Source organism: Pseudoalteromonas sp. OFAV1, assembly GCF_021532595.1.
GTDB lineage: Bacteria > Pseudomonadota > Gammaproteobacteria > Enterobacterales > Alteromonadaceae > Pseudoalteromonas > Pseudoalteromonas lipolytica_C.
On the sequence record NZ_JAKGBG010000031.1, the window covers coordinates 38,427 to 57,393 of the forward strand.

The window sequence follows — 18,967 nt, forward strand, 5'->3', positions numbered from 1 at the left end:
TGTAGTATTTTTAACCAGCATCAAAATGTCATGAGTTACGAGAACCAGATATGGAAATCTTGTGATGTTATTCGCGGGCACGTTAAAGAGTCCAATATCCCTAATGTAATGATGCCGTTCTTTGCGCTCATTATGATGGAATCTCGCCTTGTTCGTGAGTACAACAAGATTCAGGACGAACTTATGAATAGCTGGGGTGTTGAGAGCAAAGATGAGCTTGATGAAGATGACAAAAAAGATCTTGAGAAAGACGTTATCGATGAGTTAAAAGGCCAAAAGCGTGGGTATAACGCCATCATCGTAGAGCAGGGAAGACGTCTGCGCGATGTGTGTAAAAGCTCCGTTAACTTTTTTGCTGACTTTACCGACTACCTGAATGCCTTCGATGATGAAACCCGTGTTCTGTTAGGGATTGATAAAAACTCAGATGAAAGTTTCTTGGGGCTAAATTCCTATATTAAAAACTTACGAGCCAAGAAGATCCTGCATGAGTTCACGCGAGAGTGGGCGCAGATTGATTTATCAACATTTACCAATAGCGACATCACAACACTGGAAGAACATATTAAGCGTCGCTGGGCGGATATGAGTGCAAGTACCAGTGGTGAACACTATACCCCAGAAGACGTCATTTCGTTAATTAGCCAGCTCATTGGTGCCTATGGCCAAATGGGGGCGAAATTTGATAACAATGTCATGCTGTATGACATGGCAGTTGGTGGCGGTAATTTGCTGTATGGGGTAGAAGATACGTTACGTAAAGAACCTTCAATGGCCAGCCACTCTTACAGCACTATGGGTCAGGAAATTAACGATCAGTTGTTCGCACTCGCTAAGATTGAATCACGCTTCAGAGAGTCTTCACAAATTGAGTATGGCGATACGCTTCGTAATGATTATCTGTCGGATAAGAAGGCAGACGTGGTTGTCGCGAATCCACCCTATGGAGTCGACTGGAAATCCGCAGAAGCTGATGTCAAAGCGGATACAGCGGGTCGCTTTCCGTATTATCCTGCCATGTCGGATGGGCAGCTGTTATTCCTTACTCATGGTATCAGTAAGCTTAAAGAGCACGGCAAAGCCATCATTGTAGCCAATGGTTCGCCGATGTTCTCCGGCGATGTGAATAGTGGTGAGTCACATACTCGTAAGTGGCTTTTAGATAACGACTATGTTGAAGCATGGATCCAGTTACCTAAAGAAGAGTTCTTTAACACCCAAATCACCACCTACCTTTGGGTTATTAACAAAGACAAGCCTGCTTCACGAAAAGATAAAATATTGCTGATTAACGCAGCAGATAAGTTCCGTAAGCTCAAGAAGTCTAAGGGCAAGAAAACGAACGAAATGAGTGCCGAAGATCGCGAATGGGTTATCGACGCCTTCACTAAATTTGAAGAAATTGATGACAACGTGAAAGTGCTGTCCAAATATGACTTCTACTATAATAAGCAACAGCTGACGCTGCTACCTGAAGATGATAATGGTAAATACTATGATCAGTTGCCTGAGAAAAAAGCAAAAGACGGTTCAGTGTCGAAAGCTACTAAAGTACCTTTAAAAGATATTCAGCGTGTGACTTATTACCATCAAGAACCGTCCACGGATAAGCCGGACCTCATTTTTGATATCAAAGATGGTTTGGTCACAATGGCATACTGGGCAAGTAATCCAGAAGACATCATCTACAAGGAAGGGGATGGTGATTCAGTGTTGAGTGATGTTAAAGCCGCCATTGCGTCGATGTCAGATGCACGTATTCGTGTTGATCATGTCAAGATGGAATATTGGCACCAAGAAGGTGAATCTTACTTGCCATCGTTATTTAGAAATGAACGACCTTGCGGAGCAGGTAGTCTTGATGTGAAGTTAATATGGCAAAAAGCGACTAAAAAACGCGATGCAGGGTTAAAGCTAACGGTCGATGTTAAGCCGTTGATGGAGCGTGATTACGAGATTATCCCATTTGCGCCAAATGAAGATGATAATAACGCATCTATTCAAGCCTTCCTTGATAAGTGGGTGCGCAAAGAGTACATCCTTGGTGAAAACTCGGTGGGCGTTGAGGTCAATTTCAACAAGATTTTCTACAAGCCTGTTGTGCTTCGAACTACTGCTGAAATTGCAGCGGATATTAGGGACATTGATTTGGAATTGGCCGGTCTTGAGAGGGAGTTGTGGGGATGATTAGACTTAAAGAAGTGGCTGTTATTAACTCGACTACTCCATCAAGCTTAATTGGCGAATATGTTGATTACCTTCCTATGCAGGAAGTTACAGAGACTGGAAAGTATACCACGAAAAAACAAAAGAAGGGTCAATTACCATCTGGATTAAATAATTTTCAGCAAGGCGACTACCTTCTGGCAAAAATATCGCCATGCTTTGAAAATGGTAAAGGGGCTTTGATTTCTAGTTTAGAAACAGGGTTTGGAATGGGTTCTAGTGAATTGATGCCAATAAAGCCTGTTTCTATTAACCCCGAATTTTTAGGTTACTTATTAAGCTCACCAGAATTTATAAACGCTGGTATCCACGACTATAAAGGTGCAACAGGTCATCAAAGAGTTAGTCCGAGATTTGTTGGCGAATTCGTTTTTGATGAAAGCATTGATCAAGAGCGTGTGGTGTCATTATTAAATGAAAAAACGAAATCTATCAACTCCCAAATCACCTCCCTTACTCAAAAACTCCACCACCTCGAAGAATACAAAACCGCCCTAATCCACAATGCGGTGACGAAGGGGTTGGATGCAAATAATAAAAGGATTTTGGATGGGACGCCAGCGGAAGAAATGACATGGAAGGACTCTGGGGTTGAGTGGATGGGGGATATTCCTGATGGGTGGGGTATGAGTAAGATTAAAAACATGTTTAATGTCATCGGTGGTTATGCAGCCCCTAATGATATTGATATGAAAGAAAATAAAAATGGTATATCTTTTTATAGGATGGCATTTATGGGTAAAAATAGCTTTACTTTAAATATGCCTAAAAGTGACGAGTTATTAACTGAAGATCAAGCAAAGTTCTTAGGTTTCTCAAAGGTAAAGGCAGGTTCTATATTAATACCTAAAAGTGGCTCTGTTTATAAAAACCATAGATGCCTTGTTAATGAAGATTGTTATATTGTTTCCCATATAATGGCACTCTCACCTTCAAAAGATCTTTCCTCTGAATATTTCACTTTCTTGCTTAAAATACTTGATATGGCTAAGGATATGACAAAAACAACAGGGTTGGATTCAATTGGACAGGATGATGTAAAGAATTTTGAAATCTGCAATCCTTCAAAGCATGAACAAATTGCTATCTCTGATTATCTTCTTGTAAAAACAAGCTTAATAGGTGAAATGAAATCGGAGATTAATAAAAAAATCGCCCTCCTTGTTGAATACAAAAAGTCTCTCATCAATGAGGCGGTGAGTGGGGGTGTGAATGTCTAAAAAGATGTCTCAAGCAGATAGAATTATCTCTATATTGCAATCAAATAGAAACATTAAGTTTACTGCTAAAGAAATAGCAGTAAGGTTGTTTGATGAATATAGAAGTGATTATCAAGAAAAAGATAGATTACTTAAAGAAAGCGGTCGAGTTGATATCATTACCCAGCTTGCTGCTGAAATTGGTTCCCAAAAAAGTATATTAAAGAAAAAAGAGAGAAATATACATTGGCACGACGAACCTAAAAAGCGACGTGTCTATTGGTATGGTGATCATGACTTTTTGCCAGATGTAAAAGAAGATACTGCCAATAATTCAGAGATTAATAATATTAACGACAGTGAATCACCCGATGATGGTTGGGATGGTCGCGAAGAGACGTTGTATCCTTTATTTAATAAATATCTTTATGAATATCAGGATATTTATCCCTTACGCATAGATGAAAAACGTTCTAAAAACAGGAGAGGGAACGGTGGTAATGAGTGGTTACATCCTGATATTGTCGCTCTAAACCCTATTGCAAAAAAATGGATGGGCAATGTCATGGATTGCGCAAACATGAATAATGGCGAGCTCGTTAATTTGTGGTCTTTTGAAGTCAAAAAGCAATTGACGACAGGTAATGTTAGAAAGCACTACTTTCAAGCTGTCAGTAATTCCTCATGGGCTAATTACGGCTATTTGGTCGCAATATCTATTGAAAGCAAAGAGGCGCTGTTAGAACTCAAGATGCTTCATGCGTTACATGGTATAGGCGTAATTGTATTGGATATTGATGATATCGAAGGCACAGAGATATTGCTTCCTGCGAAAAAGAGAGAACAAGTCGACTGGGAGTCTGTGAACCGATTATCTCAGGAAAACAAAGATTTTAATGAGTTTGTTAATAATATTTCGGATTATTTAAAGACAAGCCGGATACGTCGTAGAGACTGGTCTGATTTAGATTAATACATAAAAAGGATTATAGTAATGGATAGAAGTTTTTTAGAATGGCTATGTTCTGCTAAATTGTTGCTAAACTGTATATGAATACAGTCGTTAAGGGTTGATCATGCTCCCAGCACAATTTACAAAGCTTATAGCCGAGTTAGAACACTTAACAGATAGTCAAACCCGTTATGTTGAGAAGCTGCTGAAAGGCACTGATAGCGTCTCACAGTTGATAACAGAGCTTGAGGAGCGGATGGTTGAAAACCCTGAATGTCCGCACTGCCATAGCTCACTGATCAATCGGCACGGCAAGGTAAACAAGATGCAGCGTTATCGCTGCAAGAACTGCGGCAAAACCTTTGTAGCGACAACGGCGACACCGCTAGCTCGACTGAGGTACAAAGAGCTTTGGTTAGAATATATTCGCTGTATGCTGGACAGTAAGCCATTGCGTAAATGTGCCGAAGAATGTGGCCTCCACCTTGAAACATCGTTCAGGTGGCGGCACCGATTCTTGGCGCTACCATCAGCACTGAAAGCGAGCAAATTAGAAGGCATTATCGAGGCAGACGAAACACTTTTTCCCTACTCAGAGAAAGGCTCAAAACGGATGACTCGTCAGCCCCGTAAAAGAGGGATGAAAGCGAAAAAACGGGGGCGTTCAAAGGATGATTGGGTGCCAGTTTTAACGGTCAGAGACCGAGCTAAGAATACGTATGAAGCCGTTGTGCCAAGTGTTACATCGGCAGCTCTGCATCAGGAGCTAGCAGGGAAATTAGAGAAAGACAGTGTGTTGTGTAGTGATGGCTATAAGCCCTACATAGCTCTTTCTGAGAAAAATGATTTAATACACAAGCGCTTAGATGTGGCAGGAGGAGTTAAGGTGATAGATAAAGTCTTTCACATTCAAAATGTTAACGCCTATCACAGCCGTCTGAAAGCGTGGATAAAACGGTTTCACGGAGTAGCCACAAAATACTTGGAACACTACCTAGGTTGGTTCAGGTTTATGGATACTCCAGAAAACCTTAACGAAAACAGGCTATGTTCGATTCAACAACAGTTAATCCGAACATAGCCTTTGTTAATTGTACTTATGACTAGAAAGCGTTTTAATTTTCAAGAACCTTTGCAGCCTCAATCATTAACTCAATTGATTTAATATTCTTCTTAAGCTCATCAAGTTCGGCGCCTGACTCAATCATATCTACCATATTCTCGAAGTTTGCTTTAAGAAGTTGCTTGATACCTTCAGTACCAGCAGAATATGAGCGCTCAGCAGGTTCAGAAACCTTTTTCTCAACTGGAGCAGTAGTTTCGCTAACTTCTTTTTCTTTAACTGGCTCTGCTACAACTACAGGCTCTTTGGCATCTTTTTCAGCCGCAGAACTAACTGTTTCAACCGTAACCTCAACGGGAGGGTTACTTGCCGCTTCTTGACTTGCACCTCTAGGTGTAACATTGATTTTATAGTACTTACGAGCACCACCATTTTCTGTAAGTTGTGCAATTCCTTTCTCAACGAAATATGTGAACGCAGCTAGAACATCGTCGCGCTTGTGAGTTCCCGGTTTAGATACCTTCTTAAGGATACCATTTTTAGTGTATTTATCAGCTTTAAGAGCTCGACGAACAGCTTCAAATGTTTTCTGGTTAATTTCATCTCTATTAACTGAAAGCTCGCCTCTAGTTTTGCCTTTATCTCTAGAGTTAGTTTCTGATGAAGCAGAAATGATTTTTTCTCGGGGTGACATAGGCTTTTGCTGGCTTGGCGCTTTAACTTGCTCTTGTTTATCTGCAACTGCACTGTTTTGAGTTGCGCTTGTCTTAACTTGCTCTTTCGCAGATGAGATACTTTCCACAAGACCTTCGTGATTTAAAGTAAAGATCTCTTCTTCAAAGTCGTTTTCACCTTCAAACTGCTTAACAATTTTGTGGTCAATTAAGTAGTTAACTACTTCAGTAACAAATTCTGTAGACGCACCGGTTTCTTCTACCAGATGTGGGATTGAAGCATAGTTAACGCCAATAACATCATCAACAGGTGGCATTTTTAAGATTGAAATGATCTTAGCAGCAACTTCTTCCTTGCTTTGAGTGTCACCTTGGGCATCATTACTTGATGAATTAGGGGCCTGAACCTTAGATAAATCTTTTTTGTAGGGCTTACGACTAATAACACCTAGAGGCCAGTTTGCGATTTCGCTGGCAGCAATCAAGAATTTGCCTACTTCTGGTCGAGGTAACTTCACCGCTTTAGAAATTGAACCGAAGGTAAGAGCTTCGTCATCCATAGAAAGAATACTAGGTAAACCTTCTACAATTTTATTTACGAAATTTTCATCAAACGACTGTCCAACAGTATCGTTTTGTAAGATTTGATCAGCTGTAATAGCGCTCATAATAAGAGGCCTCAATTATTGTTGTTGAGTTTGTTACTTATTAATATATAGCTATTGAACTAAAAATCAACATTTTATTATGAAGTTATCATATCTTTTATTGTTAATTATTTATAAATAAATAAGAAAACATATGAAAAACACTTTGACTTTAAATAAAAAAACACCTTAAAACAGAGCTTTAAGGTGTTTGGCAGCTATGAACCTCGGCCAAGGCGTTTATTGAGCAATTCTTGCCTTCGTTGCTCTTCCAACTCACGCTCTCTCGCTTTAATTTCATCCTGCTCTCGCTGAATACGTCTTTCTAACTTGTTTTCAGTAGGAGCTGGCTTAACGAGCTTTATATTTGTTTTTAGTGAATTTAATAATCTAATGTCGTCATAAATAAAGAACTCAATCAACATTAAAGCAACTTCATCTGCTTGAGATTTATGCATTTTTTTAAGATGAACACCCGAAAAATTTGCTAAATTTTTTACATTATTCATTACAACACCCTCAAAGATTTTCAGATCTTCGTCAGGGGGAACAATATCATTTTCGATATATGTATTCTGAATTCTTACATATTCTTCAACCACAGACTGATAAGGGAACCCTACAGTATTAAGCTGATACTTTGAAACGACAAGCTGCCTTTGGAAATCAAGCAAGGCCAACTTAAACCCGTAAAAATTATCAAAACCTTCACCAAAATACTTTACACCAATTTCACTTGGATCTTCAGTACCTAACCACTCACTAATTGCGCCATAGGCAAGTTCGTCAAGCTTCTTTCTGTTCAAGTTACTTCGACCGGTATAAACCAGACCGGATAATAACCCCGGCGGGACCAGCTCAACGTTTTTTGATGTGCCAATAGCATTTTCATCAACAAAACGAACAGTAGGCTTTCCAGAAATAACACTTTCTCTAACTCGAATATTATTAAGTTCTTGAGCAAGACCTAGTCCATAATTGTCTAGGCCTTTTTTTACGCCAGCTCGCATATCGTTAAAGAAACTTTGCTGATTAAGCAAAGTTTTAGCTTCTACAACAGGAATAAGTTTGTTATCACGGTTGTAGAGGTAACCTTCAGGCGCTTCTTTCTTTGCAACGACTGGCTCAACAACTTCATTCGAACTTCCTGTTGTTAAAAAATAAAGACTTCCTAACGCTAAAACACCACCAGCAATAACTTTCTTATTCATAAACCACCCAATTACTTGTCTAGAATTAAATTCTGACCTTTTTTAGTATCTTTTGCTGCCATTAATTTTTCAACAACGTCGTTAATAAACTGAACCTTTGTTTCAGCTTTAAAATGCTTCTTAATATGCTCTGGCAATTGAAAATACACTTTTGCTGCTAATTCTTCAGCCTTGTTTTTATCTAAGCATGCAGCTTTAAGCTCATCTTTTGAACAGCGACGAATGATTGTACCTACATGACGATCAATAGTTTGACCGAATTTCTTACGGATAGCCGTATACGTACTAAAAACACATTTTAACATATATAAACCTCAAAATTATATTTGGAAATCATTTTCATCAACGAACTTATCTTTTTGATAAATAATATTTAAGCATTTAGCAATTTTATCGTCAACGCTTAGGCCATTTTTATTTAGGATGCCATTAATCTCATGCGCGTTATCGATATTTTTTACTATATTAGATAGCCAGTCACCTTGTACTGCAACCTTAACGCCACGAGTATTTAGCATGATGGCGTTACCATCTTCATGTACATAGGATTTCATTTTACTTACATGAAGGTGTAGTGTTGAAGGCTGTGCTAGTTTGGAGTTTTGAAGCCGCTCAAGTAATCGCTGTTCTAAGCTTAATTGATACGAATATAATTCAATGCCGTTAGAGGATAGGGGGCTACCAACATTGTTAATCATTCTATATGGAGAGACTATACTAAGCACATTATCTTTTTCTGTACCATTAACGATATAGGCAGTGACTTCAAAAATCCCTAAATTGTTTAGCTTGATTTCAGTTTCAGCATCTATTTCTAATCTTTTGATTGAGTGCCTATTTTCTTTGGCAAATAAAGTCCTCTTTTTTATAAATGTTAAAAGAGAATCGTCCGAGTCGGATTCATCTTCAAGTTCAAGTGACCTTATTCCGCTATGCTGCCCCTCGTAGACTTTGTATCGTGAGCTTTCAGTTCTTGGATAAGATACAAATCCGAGTTCATATAGTTCTTGTAATTCATGAGCGGCATCATCTATATTACTTGATTGCAATCGAGTTAGTTGATACTGCAAACACTCGTATGTATTAGGCAATGAGTTTCTAGGCTCAACAGATATGGCGTTACTATTGTTTATTTCTTGTAAGTTAGTGCTAATAACATCAACAACTACACTGTCAGGCAATGCAGTTTTAAATGAAATGTAAGTATTATCAGCTTTTAATTCGACTTTCTTTCTTAATTGAATAGGGTCTTCGTATATACTTTGAATAAAAGGGGAGAGTACTCGACCTCGTGTACAATCTTTATCATCATTATCAGCATATCCTATCAATCTATCGATATATCTTCTACTTTGGGCAACAGAGATTGCATCATGGTTGAGGCTTTCTGTACTTGATTTTAAGGCATTAATTAAAGAATCTTTCGTGTATTCATTAAGTTTTAATCGTAAGAAGTTCGTATCTTGACTGTTAAAACAGATACGTTTTATTGAATCTGCAATCCACTCACCTTCTTCATCCATATCTGTTAAGCAAAGAACTATGTCTGAGTCATTAATTTTACTTTGAAGATAGTTAAATCTTTTCTGATCTACCGGTACGATATCCATATTACCGTCTTTGTGTAGGCCTAATTTATTAACAGGTAAATCAAAAATTCGACCTTGTGTATACGCAAAGTCGCACGAAATCCCGGCTTCTCTAAAAAGTCTCTTAAAAAGGTTGTGCTTATTAGGAGACTCATAGATTGCTAATACTTTTTTTTCTGTATTGTCCATTAGGATACTAGCCGCCGCTTCCGCTATTTTTGTTGTTTTTTAAAAATTCTTGAAATTCTCTGTCAACTTCATCTGATAGTTTGTCGATATCAATTGTGCCAGCATCATTTGCAGCATCTTCAAAATCATCAATACCCTGTTCGATCTTATCAAACTCTTCATTAACTTGACCTACTGCATTTTCAGAGACTTTTTTTAGGACATTACATACATTTAATTTATCAAGGCCAAAGTCGAGGTCTAAACTTAAATCAGGAAACTGGAGCCCTAAGTCACAACGCTGGTCTTCAGGCACTTCGAAAAACCAACTAGTCCAACCGGGATCACCTTCTTCAGCTTCTGGATTTGGCGCATCTGTATTTACTAACGCTTCACTATTACAGTAATCCTTAAATACGTCCTTAGTGCCTTGTAGCTTTTTCTTGGTATTACAGTAAACACTTGCTTCAGCTGATGGTGTGTGAAGCATTCCTGCTGTAGAGAGCGCGATAGCTAACGCAAGAATATTGAATTTATTTGCTTTCATTTTAATGACCTTCACTTTTTATATGTTCGAACAATTCCACACAGATGCTGTTTCTTGTGAATGTATTAATTCTTTCACACAAATTTCTAGAATACGGGTAAAGGGGATCGTCTTCATTTTGTGATATATTTTTGGCCTCAATGAAGCATAGAATTCCCCAGCCAACAGGATTGGAGTCACTTTGTCCGTACTTATCTAGATAGGCAATTGCTGATATACATTGACGTAACGGCATAGATACTAAAACTGGTATAAGTTTTTGAACAAGGCTTTTATGTTCTTCAGACAATGGGAGTTGAATAATTTTTGGTAAAGCTCCCGCCATACTAAGAAACAAAGACTCGAATTCTTTTACTTGATAGGTCCAAGTTTCTCTTTCCTCTAGAGAATCAAGAAATGTTCGAATATCTGGCGATAAGTTCTCCCAAAAGATATTCTGAGTTTCTTTATCAAAATAGTGTTTCATAAAACATAAATTACCTTACTTACATTAAATTTATCATATCACCTCAGAATATGTGATTTCTCTAGTTTTTCTTAAAAATGTAGATTTTTGCCACTTTTTTCCCAAATGAGAGATTTTGAAAATGATAGTCTAGGTATATGTCTAATTTATTAGAAAAAGATGTTTATGACTCAACTAAGACAATTCACAAATTTCGCTCATTACGTGGACTTTGATACCACTAGAGCTGTTGATCTTAATTACGTTAAAAATAATTTCACAAATAAAACTGAAAGCACTTTGTCGTCAATAAGAGATAGATTAAAGGCCGTTTCTGTCTTGGGAGTTAGTAACTTTAATACGAATGTTTATGAAGATGATTACACATCCGTTAGCTTAGAACAGAGCCTCGGATTAGAAAGATTTGAAAATCCAGAGTTCGAATCTGGCGCACACGATAATTTATGGTGATTTTATGAAATTAAAAAAGATATTTTTAAGCACAGCTACAGCCTTAATGATTTTTAGTGCTCCGAGTAAAGCAACATACCCAACATTTGATAGTTTTAATTTAGCTGAAGCTATTACACAAAATATGGAAGCAATCACTTCTCGTATCGAGCAAGCTCTGCAAGAAGAGATGAAACGTCAGCTCGAAAAAGCATTGTTCATTAAATCGGAGAATGCAGAATCTGCGAAAGAAATGACAAAAATTAAGGCAGAGCAGGATTTAGAAGAAGCTGCAAGAAATCATGAAGTGGCAAATTCATTGGCTCCAATTGATACATGTAATACTGTTGCTGATGTTGATATTGCAGAAACAATCAGTAACCGAGTTAATGCAGTTGTTAATGGTGCCACAGGTGTAACGGACACATGTATTGATCCTGTTGCGGATCCAGACAACAACCAAAACATTGCTCGTAAAGCTGTTATGTACTCTGACATACAGACACAAAACACTGCAATTCAAGCTGATGCTGAACAAAAAATTGAGTTATGCCAATTACTTTTAAAGCGTGATTTGGATAGAGATGAAAATATTAATAACCCTAAGCATCTAAGTGATGCTAGTTGGTGTAGTGATCCGTCTTTGCTTGTTCAAGATTCAATTTCAGGTCTTGATTCAGAACAGTATCAAGCTGCAAGACAGCAAATTCAATTAATTACAGAACCTGTTCTACGAAAAAGGCCATTAGCTAGCCTCGAGTCTGTTACAGCTAATGGTAAAAAGTCTTTGTTAATTGAATTCAGAAAAGATCTTTTATTGGGAATGGCCCAAAGAATTATGACTGACTCAATGAATATGAAAAAGCCAATCGACTTCGTACCGGGCGGAACCAATTCAGGCGCAGGCTACCTTTCAGAAATGCAAAGGTTAGAAATGTTTATTACAGAGCGATATTTAAGTCCTGAATGGATTAAGAAAGTATCAAATACAGATCCAAGAAAAGTTGATTCTGATGGTAAACAATATTCTTTAAATCCAGATCAAGTTTTACGCGAATCGGCAGTAATCGATGGCTTTTTAGCTCATATGGCAGTACTACAATACAAGTCGATGCTTAAACAAGAGATGCTTCAAGCCGCTATCTTGTCGTTAGAAGTTAATAAGGTCAACTAGTATGAGCAGTATTGATTATATACTAACCGAGTTCAGCGCATTTGTTGCGCTGATAATTGAAGGTGGTGCCGTTGTAGGTATTTTCCTTACAGGTATTGGTATATATGGGTTTTACAAACAGACTGAGTCACCTCAAAACTTTCCTTTTGGTCGAAATGTTTCAACATTTATAACAGGCACTCTTCTTATTATTTCAGGTACTTTGTACCAAGCGATGGACAATACCATAGATTTACGCGATACAAACCAAATTAAAGATATAAGTGTTGGCACCCTTTATCTGGATAAATCAGCGCTATCAGATATCGTTGAAAATGGAATCAGCGTTAGTTCTGGTGGTATTGGCTCATCTCAACTAATTCCGCCAAAGTCGGCCGCTTTAGTAATAGGCTTTATGTATCTCATTGGTGTAGGTGCATTCACAAAAGGTATTTATTTACTAAAAGATGCAGGTGATATTGCCAACCCTCAGGGAAAGACTCCTGTGAAGTCAGCAATAATTTTCATGGTTGCCGGTTACATATCAATGAATATTAATGACTTTGGTTGCTTGGTCGGCAATACATTTGGCACTACACTGTTTTGCGCACCTTAGGAGAATAAAATGGGTATTCTAGGTAAGGTTTTTACAGAAATATCAAAACCAGTTGATGTTTTGAAAAGAACATTCAAAGAACGTAAAGATAGCTACTCTGGCCTAAAGAATGATTTTAATCATTTAACAAATAAAGAAGTTCAAGTCGAAAAACTACCAGTAGCAAAAAGTACAACTAAGCATGAATTTAAAAGTAGGTTCGAAAACTTATATCTTAATCAGGTAATAATCGGAATTTTCTTTGTATATTCTCTTTATTTTTCACTAGTGTCAGATGGTTTCATGAATATATTGACCTCATTAAGCCTTTCGGGCTTCTTTTTAGTCGCATATGTTACAATGTGTTATAAAAATTATTTAGCAAGGTTGTATTTCCAGAATTGGGAAAACAGATTTGAAAGGGTTGATTTCCCGATAAAAAAATTTATAGCGATGTCATTTTCTAATTTAAGAATATTGATGCCAAATAAAGATATTAAAAAATTATAAAAGGTGTCAGGTTATGGCCAATATACTAAAACCATTTTTTCTAGTCTTGTTACTAGCACTATCTTCGTCAAGCTTTGCTGCTAGTTCGTCTAGTGATGTGGATTTGGCAGCTGCAAGTGTTGTTGATTTGCTGAATACAGATAAAAACGATAATGACTACTTCCACTCAATACTAGAATATATGTGGGGGTCATTTATATTTGAAAATAATGCTTCAGATATAAATGAAGTAACTACTCTCAGTATGGCCGCTGGATTTGCGAACTATCTAGCTATAATTTTTGGTATTGTAATAACCTCATACGTTATTTTAGCATCTGTAATTAACTCTGCGACTTCAGGTGAAGTTCTAGGTAAGAGTTGGAGTGCTGCATGGTTGCCAATAAGAACAGCTGGCGCATATGGTCTTATAATTCCTACTAGTGCAGGGGCCTATACTCTTTCTACTGCTCAAGTACTAGTAATTAAGTTAATCATAATAGCATCGACATGTGCCACCTTTCTATGGGAAACAACTGTAAGAGACATGTTCTCAGTACCCAATAAACAAGAGGTACTATCTACCGCTGGTTACCCTTACAAATCAGCATACGATATATCTTCAATGGCATTTTGTTCAGCCGGTTACCTGTATATTAGTTCTCATGCGGATGATGCTGACTCGGATACAAAATCATTTATCACAATATTCCAAGAAGATGGGATTCAAAATAGTCATAGTCGATATGTAGGTAATCAAAGTAGCTCACAAATTAGAGAATTTACTCGTGGTGGTCTTGATGTATCTGACTTTGCAAATCTATCTAGCGTAAAAGAAGATAATTTAATAACTCGAATTGAATTTGCTGACGGTAAATGTGGTGCCATTGAGTTTAGTATCCCAGAAGATTTAGTTGAAGATGGTGAAGAGACAAAAGCTCTTGACCGTATGCTAGCAATGAATGAGCAGCGTCGTAAGTTAATGGCCGAAAATCAAAAAAGTATTTTAGAGTACTTTACAGCCGTGTATAACCATGCGCAGAACTTAGCCGGTAGTTGGAAAGATGAAAATGACAGTAATATGACAAGTCATGATCCATTAAATAATGGAACCAACATTACTATGAGAAAAGGATTTGACGATATAATTCTTATGCTTATTCAAGAGTCTTCAACAACTAACGTTGGAGGTTCAATGTCTAACTCGAATGTAACTAAAAATCTAAGGCGTAAAATATACAATAATCGGAGTTCAGATAACTTCCTTCTTCTTACCGAAGTGTTCATAAATTCATACTTAGATAATGTAGAAAAAGTCTATGTTAGTTCATTAGGCGTTGATAAGCTTGAAGGTAAAGATATCGATATTTCAGATGAATTTGATGAGATTACCGAAATTGAAAATAATTTTAGTTCATCAGATGAAGAGTATAAAAGAATAACCAAGGGCGGTTGGATAATGGCCGGGGGTGCATTCTTTAAAATGTCTGACTACATCTCATTGGGTTCGTCATCATTCGCAAGCTTAGCTTCTACATCGCCTGCTATGCCATCAGCTGGCTGTGATCCTGATGATGATGAAGATTCATCACAATGTATAGAACAGAAGTTTTTAACAGCATCAGCTGCCTTAATAGATAAATACTTCAAAGTTGCTTACGAAAATGATTCAGCATATCGCGAATTTTATACAGATAACATCGACAGAGATGAGAATAAAAAAGAGTTGAGCTCAAGATTTACTACAGCTAGAAATACAGCTTTAAGTTCAGTAAATAACACTCTTTCTTCAGGTGATCCAAATGGTTTTGTTAAAAGACAAAGTAATATGATTTCTCAGTCAGTTCTAAATATAGTGAGTGCCTTAGATTTTGGAGCCTCTATATCAAGAATTGACCAAGATGCTGTAAATATCGGTATGGTGACACCTTATCAGGATGCTGTATCACTAGGTCATGGCATGATGACCATAAGAACAATCACATTTACGATTGCAACAATAATGAACGTTACGATAAAAACAACAGACTATATTCAAGGTTCTGTAAGTAACAACGTCGTGAACTTCTTTGTTCCTACTGGCACAGCAACAGGTATTGGAGCAGGCTTACTCTATGGTGTTCTGTCAAGTTTCTTGCCTGTTCTATATGCACTAATTGCTATGATTACTGCAATGGCTTGGACCTTAGCTTATTACTTGCCGATGATGCCTGTAATTCTCTGGGTGACGCTAGTATCAGCATATGTATTAATCGTTATTGAGGCTGTTGTAGCAACTCCATTAGCAGTTATTATGGCAGCAACACCTGAGGGTGAAGGTATATCCGGTCAGAGAATGGAAGCAGCAATAAAAATGCTTGCATCAGTACTACTTAGACCGTCTTTAATGATTATCGGACTATTCGCATCGATATACATATCAAAGATTACTTACGTCATATTCTTATCTTTATTTTGGCCTCAGGCAGAGACTTATGTTGGTGATGGCTTATTTTCTACATTTGCTATTATTATCATTTTCATAACTGTTTTACATCAAATACTAAGTAAAAGCATCATTGTTATGGATACACTTCCATCAGCAATATTAGGTTGGATTGGTGGCGGTGGTGACCGTGAATTTGGACAAAAAGGAACTGAGTCATTATCTTCTACGGTAGAGCAAAGCGGAACTAGTATGGAACAAGCATCAAACTCTATGATGAGTGCAGCCAAATCAAGAAGGGATGACTTAAGAAGAGCTCAAGAGCTTAAAGGTAAAGAGTAAAGGCTAAAATTAATATCCCTATGTCAATAACTTGACATAGGGATAAGAGAAAGCCATCAAAATATTTAGAAAACTATCCTTTTGCTTTTCAATAATAAGAAAAAACAGACAACCAAAGAAAAAATAGCTAGATAAGTATCTATACCTTTCCTTTCAATGTGTTGGATTGCATCCATAGTAGACCTTCCGCTTATCTCTAAGTAAGAAAGGATGTGTAGTAGTTCATAAAGTAAAAATAAAACAGCAGACTTGATCTCCGCATTAAAACTAAGAACTACGCCTAAAAAAATGAATAAATAAAGAAGATATAGATCTTCTGCGTGAACTTTTGATGTCATGGCTTTCTCCTTTTTGGTGATAATAAGGTATATAGTTCAAAAAAAGAAGATTTTAAAAATAAATGATCTTTTTTTTAGATCATTTATTTAATTTACCTATAGACCAACGCCACAACTTTGACTTATATCTGGCTCAGTTTTATTTGTAAAAAGAGAATTATAATCTTCGTACTTATAAAAGTTAGCATTTCTATGTGTTTCAGCTTCTAGTCTAACCTGCGGTGATAATATTCGATTGAGATTGCTAAATCTTTCGGCCATAAAATCAACTTCATTCCTTAACTTTTCAAGCATAACCTTATCTTTATGCTCTAGGTCCCTTGAATCTAGTAGTGATTTAACCTCAATCTTAAAGCTCTCTAATGACATTCCAATTCCATTTCCCATTAAATTATCGTGGACAAAGTTGCGGTAGAGGATTAATTCATTTGAGTCGGTTGGGCTAAGCTTATTAATATCAGTAAAGTTGCCGGTATAACTGCCCCATTTCATAACTATCATCAATGTTAAGTTTTTTTCTTTGTTCTTAATGCATTTATTAGCAAAGTCAAAACAGTCAATATCAGCACCTTTACTCAAGTCTATAGCAAAGTTACTTCTGGTACGTTGTTCTTGATTATCAAGGAACTCGTTATATAGTCCAGTGTAAGCAGGGTCTTTTTCATATTCTTTCTCATTTTTGAATAACTCTGAAACTTTAAGAAAAAATTCATTTCTACGCTCTCTAATTAGATTTAAGTTGCTCCTTACAATGTCTGGGTTACTGCCTATTTTCATACAAATTTTTTCGAACGACACACTACTTTCATCAATTCCTGATGAAATTATTGGTAATTTATTCGCCGTTATTGTTCTTATTTCAAAGTTCAAATTAGGGTACTTTTTAAGCTTGTCCTCCTTTTTTGAATACATGTAGTCTAAAATATCTTCATTTTTCATAGATAATATTTCAGAAATATTGCCAGTCAAATCCAGAGCGTAGTACTTGCTTTTATTCTTAGTGTCATTGCAAATAGGGAAAACTAACGAAGTGCTATACTTATCCTTAGAAATAAACATCTGTGTAACAGCAAGCATTTCAGACTCTAACAGTCGATTGACATGCCTTTTGTCAGATAGATTTTTGAATTTATCCCATATTTGAGGTTTTCGATCTTTAATTAATTTTGCCAAGTGTATCGTGGCGTAAATATCACTTAATGCATCATGAGCTTTTTCATGAACTAATCCATTTTCTTTACTTAACATTTCTAGTTTTAAAGATGGCTTTCCATCATTGCCAATCGGCCATATTAAAGTATTTTCCGCATACATTCTGACAATTTGAACAGCCTTTAAAATATCCGTTCTGTGATTTTGGTTGGCCCATTCATGCCTGTACGGTTCCAACATGTTACGGTAAAAACTATGACGAACTACCTCGTCATCAAAAGCAATACTATTATAACCAGCGATACAAGTATTTGGCGTTCTTGTCATAATCTGAGATATTTTTTGGTTTGCTTCTAGCTCAGAAAGAACAGGACCATCAGGCACATAGTTTAAGTTACTTTTTTTACTCCCAATGAGTTCAGGATCTATTTTATGTACTAGGAATGCACCGGGCTCAGGTATCATGTCAGGGCGCATTCGAACATAAAACATAGTCTCCCTTGGTTGGTTATTCTCATCTAATAAAATATTAAGTTCTGAGTCCGTTTCAATTAACGCTATTTGAAGTATTTGAGTTGACTTCGAATAAGGAGACGAACTTTCGATATCGTAAAATACGTATCTTTCTGGATTTGTATAAAGATTGGTCATAATTTTCCTTATATTTTATGAGTTAATTATATCACAATAATTGTTGTACTCCCCATAAAATAGAATTGCTAAGTGGTAGTATTAGGTAAGATAATTAATCATTAAATCAAATTAAGGTATCAGTATGAGTAGAGATATTGGTTACGAGAAGCTTATAGTCAAATACAGCTTGAACAGTAAAGATATTCTTGTAATTACTGAGTCTATTCTAAAAAACAAGTCTCTTTCATTTTTGCAATCAAAGCTTAATGGTAGGCTGACAAAGCAAAAGTTATATGTTGTTGCTAAATCTATATGCCGCGACTTGGTTGGTGAATCATTGGAGCTTGTAGCTAGTGAAATGGTAAAGGAAAGAAAGTTGATGGCTAACACAAGTGTGAATGCAAGTAATACTCTACCTAAAAAAGACGACCAAGAGTTTAATTCATCTGAAGATATTCTTGATGAGTTGATTGATTTGTTCTACGAATAAAAAAATCAGCAAGCGACATTGTTTTATGGGCCTCATGTTTGAACAAATGTTTGCCACATTCTCGCCTGCTTTAGCTGCGAGTCAAGGCGAACGGTCTTGACTTTAATGAAGTAGGAATTATTATGTACTGTATATGCATACAGTTAAATAGAGGGCGATTTGTTAACCGGTATTCGTTT

17 protein-coding genes are annotated in these 18,967 nt (G+C 36.8%); 9 read left to right on the forward strand and 8 right to left on the reverse strand.

What is annotated here, in order from left to right; genetic code table 11:
* Positions 1-30: 30 nt before the first annotated feature.
* From L1267_RS15905 to L1267_RS15920, 4 genes are all read left to right on the forward strand, one after another.
* Complete coding sequence (locus L1267_RS15905) at positions 31-2,187, forward strand: HsdM family class I SAM-dependent methyltransferase (protein WP_235383396.1); 2,157 nt, start codon at positions 31-33, stop codon at positions 2,185-2,187.
* Positions 2,184-3,446, forward strand: a complete 1,263-nt coding sequence (locus tag L1267_RS15910; RefSeq protein WP_235383397.1) for a restriction endonuclease subunit S — start codon at positions 2,184-2,186, stop codon at positions 3,444-3,446. The genes L1267_RS15905 and L1267_RS15910 overlap by 4 nt, the downstream gene beginning before the upstream one ends.
* The gene (locus L1267_RS15915) at positions 3,439-4,398 is read left to right on the forward strand and encodes an HrgA protein (protein WP_235383398.1); all 960 of its coding nucleotides are present in this window, start codon (positions 3,439-3,441) and stop codon (positions 4,396-4,398) included. The genes L1267_RS15910 and L1267_RS15915 overlap by 8 nt, the downstream gene beginning before the upstream one ends.
* A gap of 103 nt (positions 4,399-4,501) precedes the next feature.
* Positions 4,502-5,458 (forward strand): IS1595 family transposase, encoded by a 957-nt coding sequence (locus L1267_RS15920; protein ID WP_235383399.1) that lies wholly within the window; start codon positions 4,502-4,504, stop codon positions 5,456-5,458.
* A gap of 34 nt (positions 5,459-5,492) precedes the next feature.
* Here the strand turns inward: L1267_RS15920 and L1267_RS15925 are convergent, their stop codons facing one another.
* The 6 genes from L1267_RS15925 to L1267_RS15950 all read right to left on the reverse strand — a co-directional run bounded on the left by L1267_RS15925 (position 5,493) and on the right by L1267_RS15950 (position 10,742).
* Entirely contained in the window at positions 5,493-6,782 is a 1,290-nt protein-coding gene (locus tag L1267_RS15925) for a hypothetical protein (RefSeq protein WP_235383400.1), read from the reverse strand.
* A gap of 197 nt (positions 6,783-6,979) precedes the next feature.
* Positions 6,980-7,972 carry a hypothetical protein gene (locus L1267_RS15930; RefSeq protein ID WP_235383401.1) on the reverse strand — a complete coding sequence of 331 codons (993 nt, stop codon included), beginning with the start codon at positions 7,970-7,972 and terminating at the stop codon, positions 6,980-6,982.
* Between the two features lie 11 nt (positions 7,973-7,983).
* Positions 7,984-8,277, reverse strand: coding sequence for a hypothetical protein (locus tag L1267_RS15935; RefSeq protein WP_235383402.1), 294 nt, complete (start codon positions 8,275-8,277; stop codon positions 7,984-7,986).
* Positions 8,278-8,292: 15 nt separating this feature from the next.
* Positions 8,293-9,750: a hypothetical protein gene (locus L1267_RS15940; RefSeq protein WP_235383403.1), complete on the reverse strand. Its 1,458-nt coding sequence runs from the start codon at positions 9,748-9,750 to the stop codon at positions 8,293-8,295.
* 7 nt (positions 9,751-9,757) lie between these two features.
* On the reverse strand, positions 9,758-10,276 hold the full coding sequence (locus L1267_RS15945) for a hypothetical protein (protein WP_235383404.1): 519 nt from the start codon (positions 10,274-10,276) through the stop codon (positions 9,758-9,760).
* Between the two features lies 1 nt (position 10,277).
* Complete coding sequence (locus L1267_RS15950; protein ID WP_235383405.1) at positions 10,278-10,742, reverse strand: hypothetical protein; 465 nt, start codon at positions 10,740-10,742, stop codon at positions 10,278-10,280.
* A gap of 454 nt (positions 10,743-11,196) precedes the next feature.
* On the opposite strand from L1267_RS15950, the gene L1267_RS15955 reads away from it, so the two are divergent.
* From L1267_RS15955 to L1267_RS15970, 4 genes are read left to right on the forward strand one after another with little or no spacing between them, the layout of a single operon-like run.
* The gene (locus L1267_RS15955) at positions 11,197-12,345 is read left to right on the forward strand and encodes a hypothetical protein (RefSeq protein WP_235383406.1); all 1,149 of its coding nucleotides are present in this window, start codon (positions 11,197-11,199) and stop codon (positions 12,343-12,345) included.
* Between the two features lies 1 nt (position 12,346).
* Positions 12,347-12,940 carry a hypothetical protein gene (locus L1267_RS15960; RefSeq protein WP_235383407.1) on the forward strand — a complete coding sequence of 198 codons (594 nt, stop codon included), beginning with the start codon at positions 12,347-12,349 and terminating at the stop codon, positions 12,938-12,940.
* A 9-nt stretch (positions 12,941-12,949) separates the two neighbouring features.
* A complete protein-coding gene (locus L1267_RS15965) occupies positions 12,950-13,429 on the forward strand; it encodes a hypothetical protein (RefSeq protein ID WP_235383408.1) in 480 nt (159 codons plus the stop codon).
* A gap of 13 nt (positions 13,430-13,442) precedes the next feature.
* Positions 13,443-16,175 carry a DotA/TraY family protein gene (locus L1267_RS15970; protein WP_235383409.1) on the forward strand — a complete coding sequence of 911 codons (2,733 nt, stop codon included), beginning with the start codon at positions 13,443-13,445 and terminating at the stop codon, positions 16,173-16,175.
* A 65-nt stretch (positions 16,176-16,240) separates the two neighbouring features.
* Here the strand turns inward: L1267_RS15970 and L1267_RS15975 are convergent, their stop codons facing one another.
* Both L1267_RS15975 and sbcB read right to left on the reverse strand, forming a co-directional pair.
* Positions 16,241-16,513 carry a hypothetical protein gene (locus L1267_RS15975; protein WP_235383410.1) on the reverse strand — a complete coding sequence of 91 codons (273 nt, stop codon included), beginning with the start codon at positions 16,511-16,513 and terminating at the stop codon, positions 16,241-16,243.
* Between the two features lie 96 nt (positions 16,514-16,609).
* Positions 16,610-18,316, reverse strand: coding sequence for an exodeoxyribonuclease I (sbcB, locus tag L1267_RS15980; protein ID WP_235383411.1), 1,707 nt, complete (start codon positions 18,314-18,316; stop codon positions 16,610-16,612).
* A gap of 124 nt (positions 18,317-18,440) precedes the next feature.
* On the opposite strand from sbcB, the gene L1267_RS15985 reads away from it, so the two are divergent.
* The gene (locus L1267_RS15985) at positions 18,441-18,788 is read left to right on the forward strand and encodes a hypothetical protein (protein WP_235383412.1); all 348 of its coding nucleotides are present in this window, start codon (positions 18,441-18,443) and stop codon (positions 18,786-18,788) included.
* Positions 18,789-18,967 lie beyond the last annotated feature (179 nt).

Bases quoted from the DNA above. Each gene is read 5' to 3' on its own strand.
- L1267_RS15905 (WP_235383396.1), top strand. From the start codon at position 31: ATGAGTTACGAGAACCAGATATGGAAATCTTGTGATGTTATTCGCGGG.
- L1267_RS15910 (WP_235383397.1), top strand. From the start codon at position 2,184: ATGATTAGACTTAAAGAAGTGGCTGTTATTAACTCGACTACTCCATCA.
- L1267_RS15915 (WP_235383398.1), top strand. From the start codon at position 3,439: ATGTCTAAAAAGATGTCTCAAGCAGATAGAATTATCTCTATATTGCAA.
- L1267_RS15920 (WP_235383399.1), top strand. From the start codon at position 4,502: ATGCTCCCAGCACAATTTACAAAGCTTATAGCCGAGTTAGAACACTTA.
- L1267_RS15925 (WP_235383400.1), bottom strand. From the start codon at position 6,782: ATGAGCGCTATTACAGCTGATCAAATCTTACAAAACGATACTGTTGGA.
- L1267_RS15930 (WP_235383401.1), bottom strand. From the start codon at position 7,972: ATGAATAAGAAAGTTATTGCTGGTGGTGTTTTAGCGTTAGGAAGTCTT.
- L1267_RS15935 (WP_235383402.1), bottom strand. From the start codon at position 8,277: ATGTTAAAATGTGTTTTTAGTACGTATACGGCTATCCGTAAGAAATTC.
- L1267_RS15940 (WP_235383403.1), bottom strand. From the start codon at position 9,750: ATGGACAATACAGAAAAAAAAGTATTAGCAATCTATGAGTCTCCTAAT.
- L1267_RS15945 (WP_235383404.1), bottom strand. From the start codon at position 10,276: ATGAAAGCAAATAAATTCAATATTCTTGCGTTAGCTATCGCGCTCTCT.
- L1267_RS15950 (WP_235383405.1), bottom strand. From the start codon at position 10,742: ATGAAACACTATTTTGATAAAGAAACTCAGAATATCTTTTGGGAGAAC.
- L1267_RS15955 (WP_235383406.1), top strand. From the start codon at position 11,197: ATGAAATTAAAAAAGATATTTTTAAGCACAGCTACAGCCTTAATGATT.
- L1267_RS15960 (WP_235383407.1), top strand. From the start codon at position 12,347: ATGAGCAGTATTGATTATATACTAACCGAGTTCAGCGCATTTGTTGCG.
- L1267_RS15965 (WP_235383408.1), top strand. From the start codon at position 12,950: ATGGGTATTCTAGGTAAGGTTTTTACAGAAATATCAAAACCAGTTGAT.
- L1267_RS15970 (WP_235383409.1), top strand. From the start codon at position 13,443: ATGGCCAATATACTAAAACCATTTTTTCTAGTCTTGTTACTAGCACTA.
- L1267_RS15975 (WP_235383410.1), bottom strand. From the start codon at position 16,513: ATGACATCAAAAGTTCACGCAGAAGATCTATATCTTCTTTATTTATTC.
- sbcB (WP_235383411.1), bottom strand. From the start codon at position 18,316: ATGACCAATCTTTATACAAATCCAGAAAGATACGTATTTTACGATATC.
- L1267_RS15985 (WP_235383412.1), top strand. From the start codon at position 18,441: ATGAGTAGAGATATTGGTTACGAGAAGCTTATAGTCAAATACAGCTTG.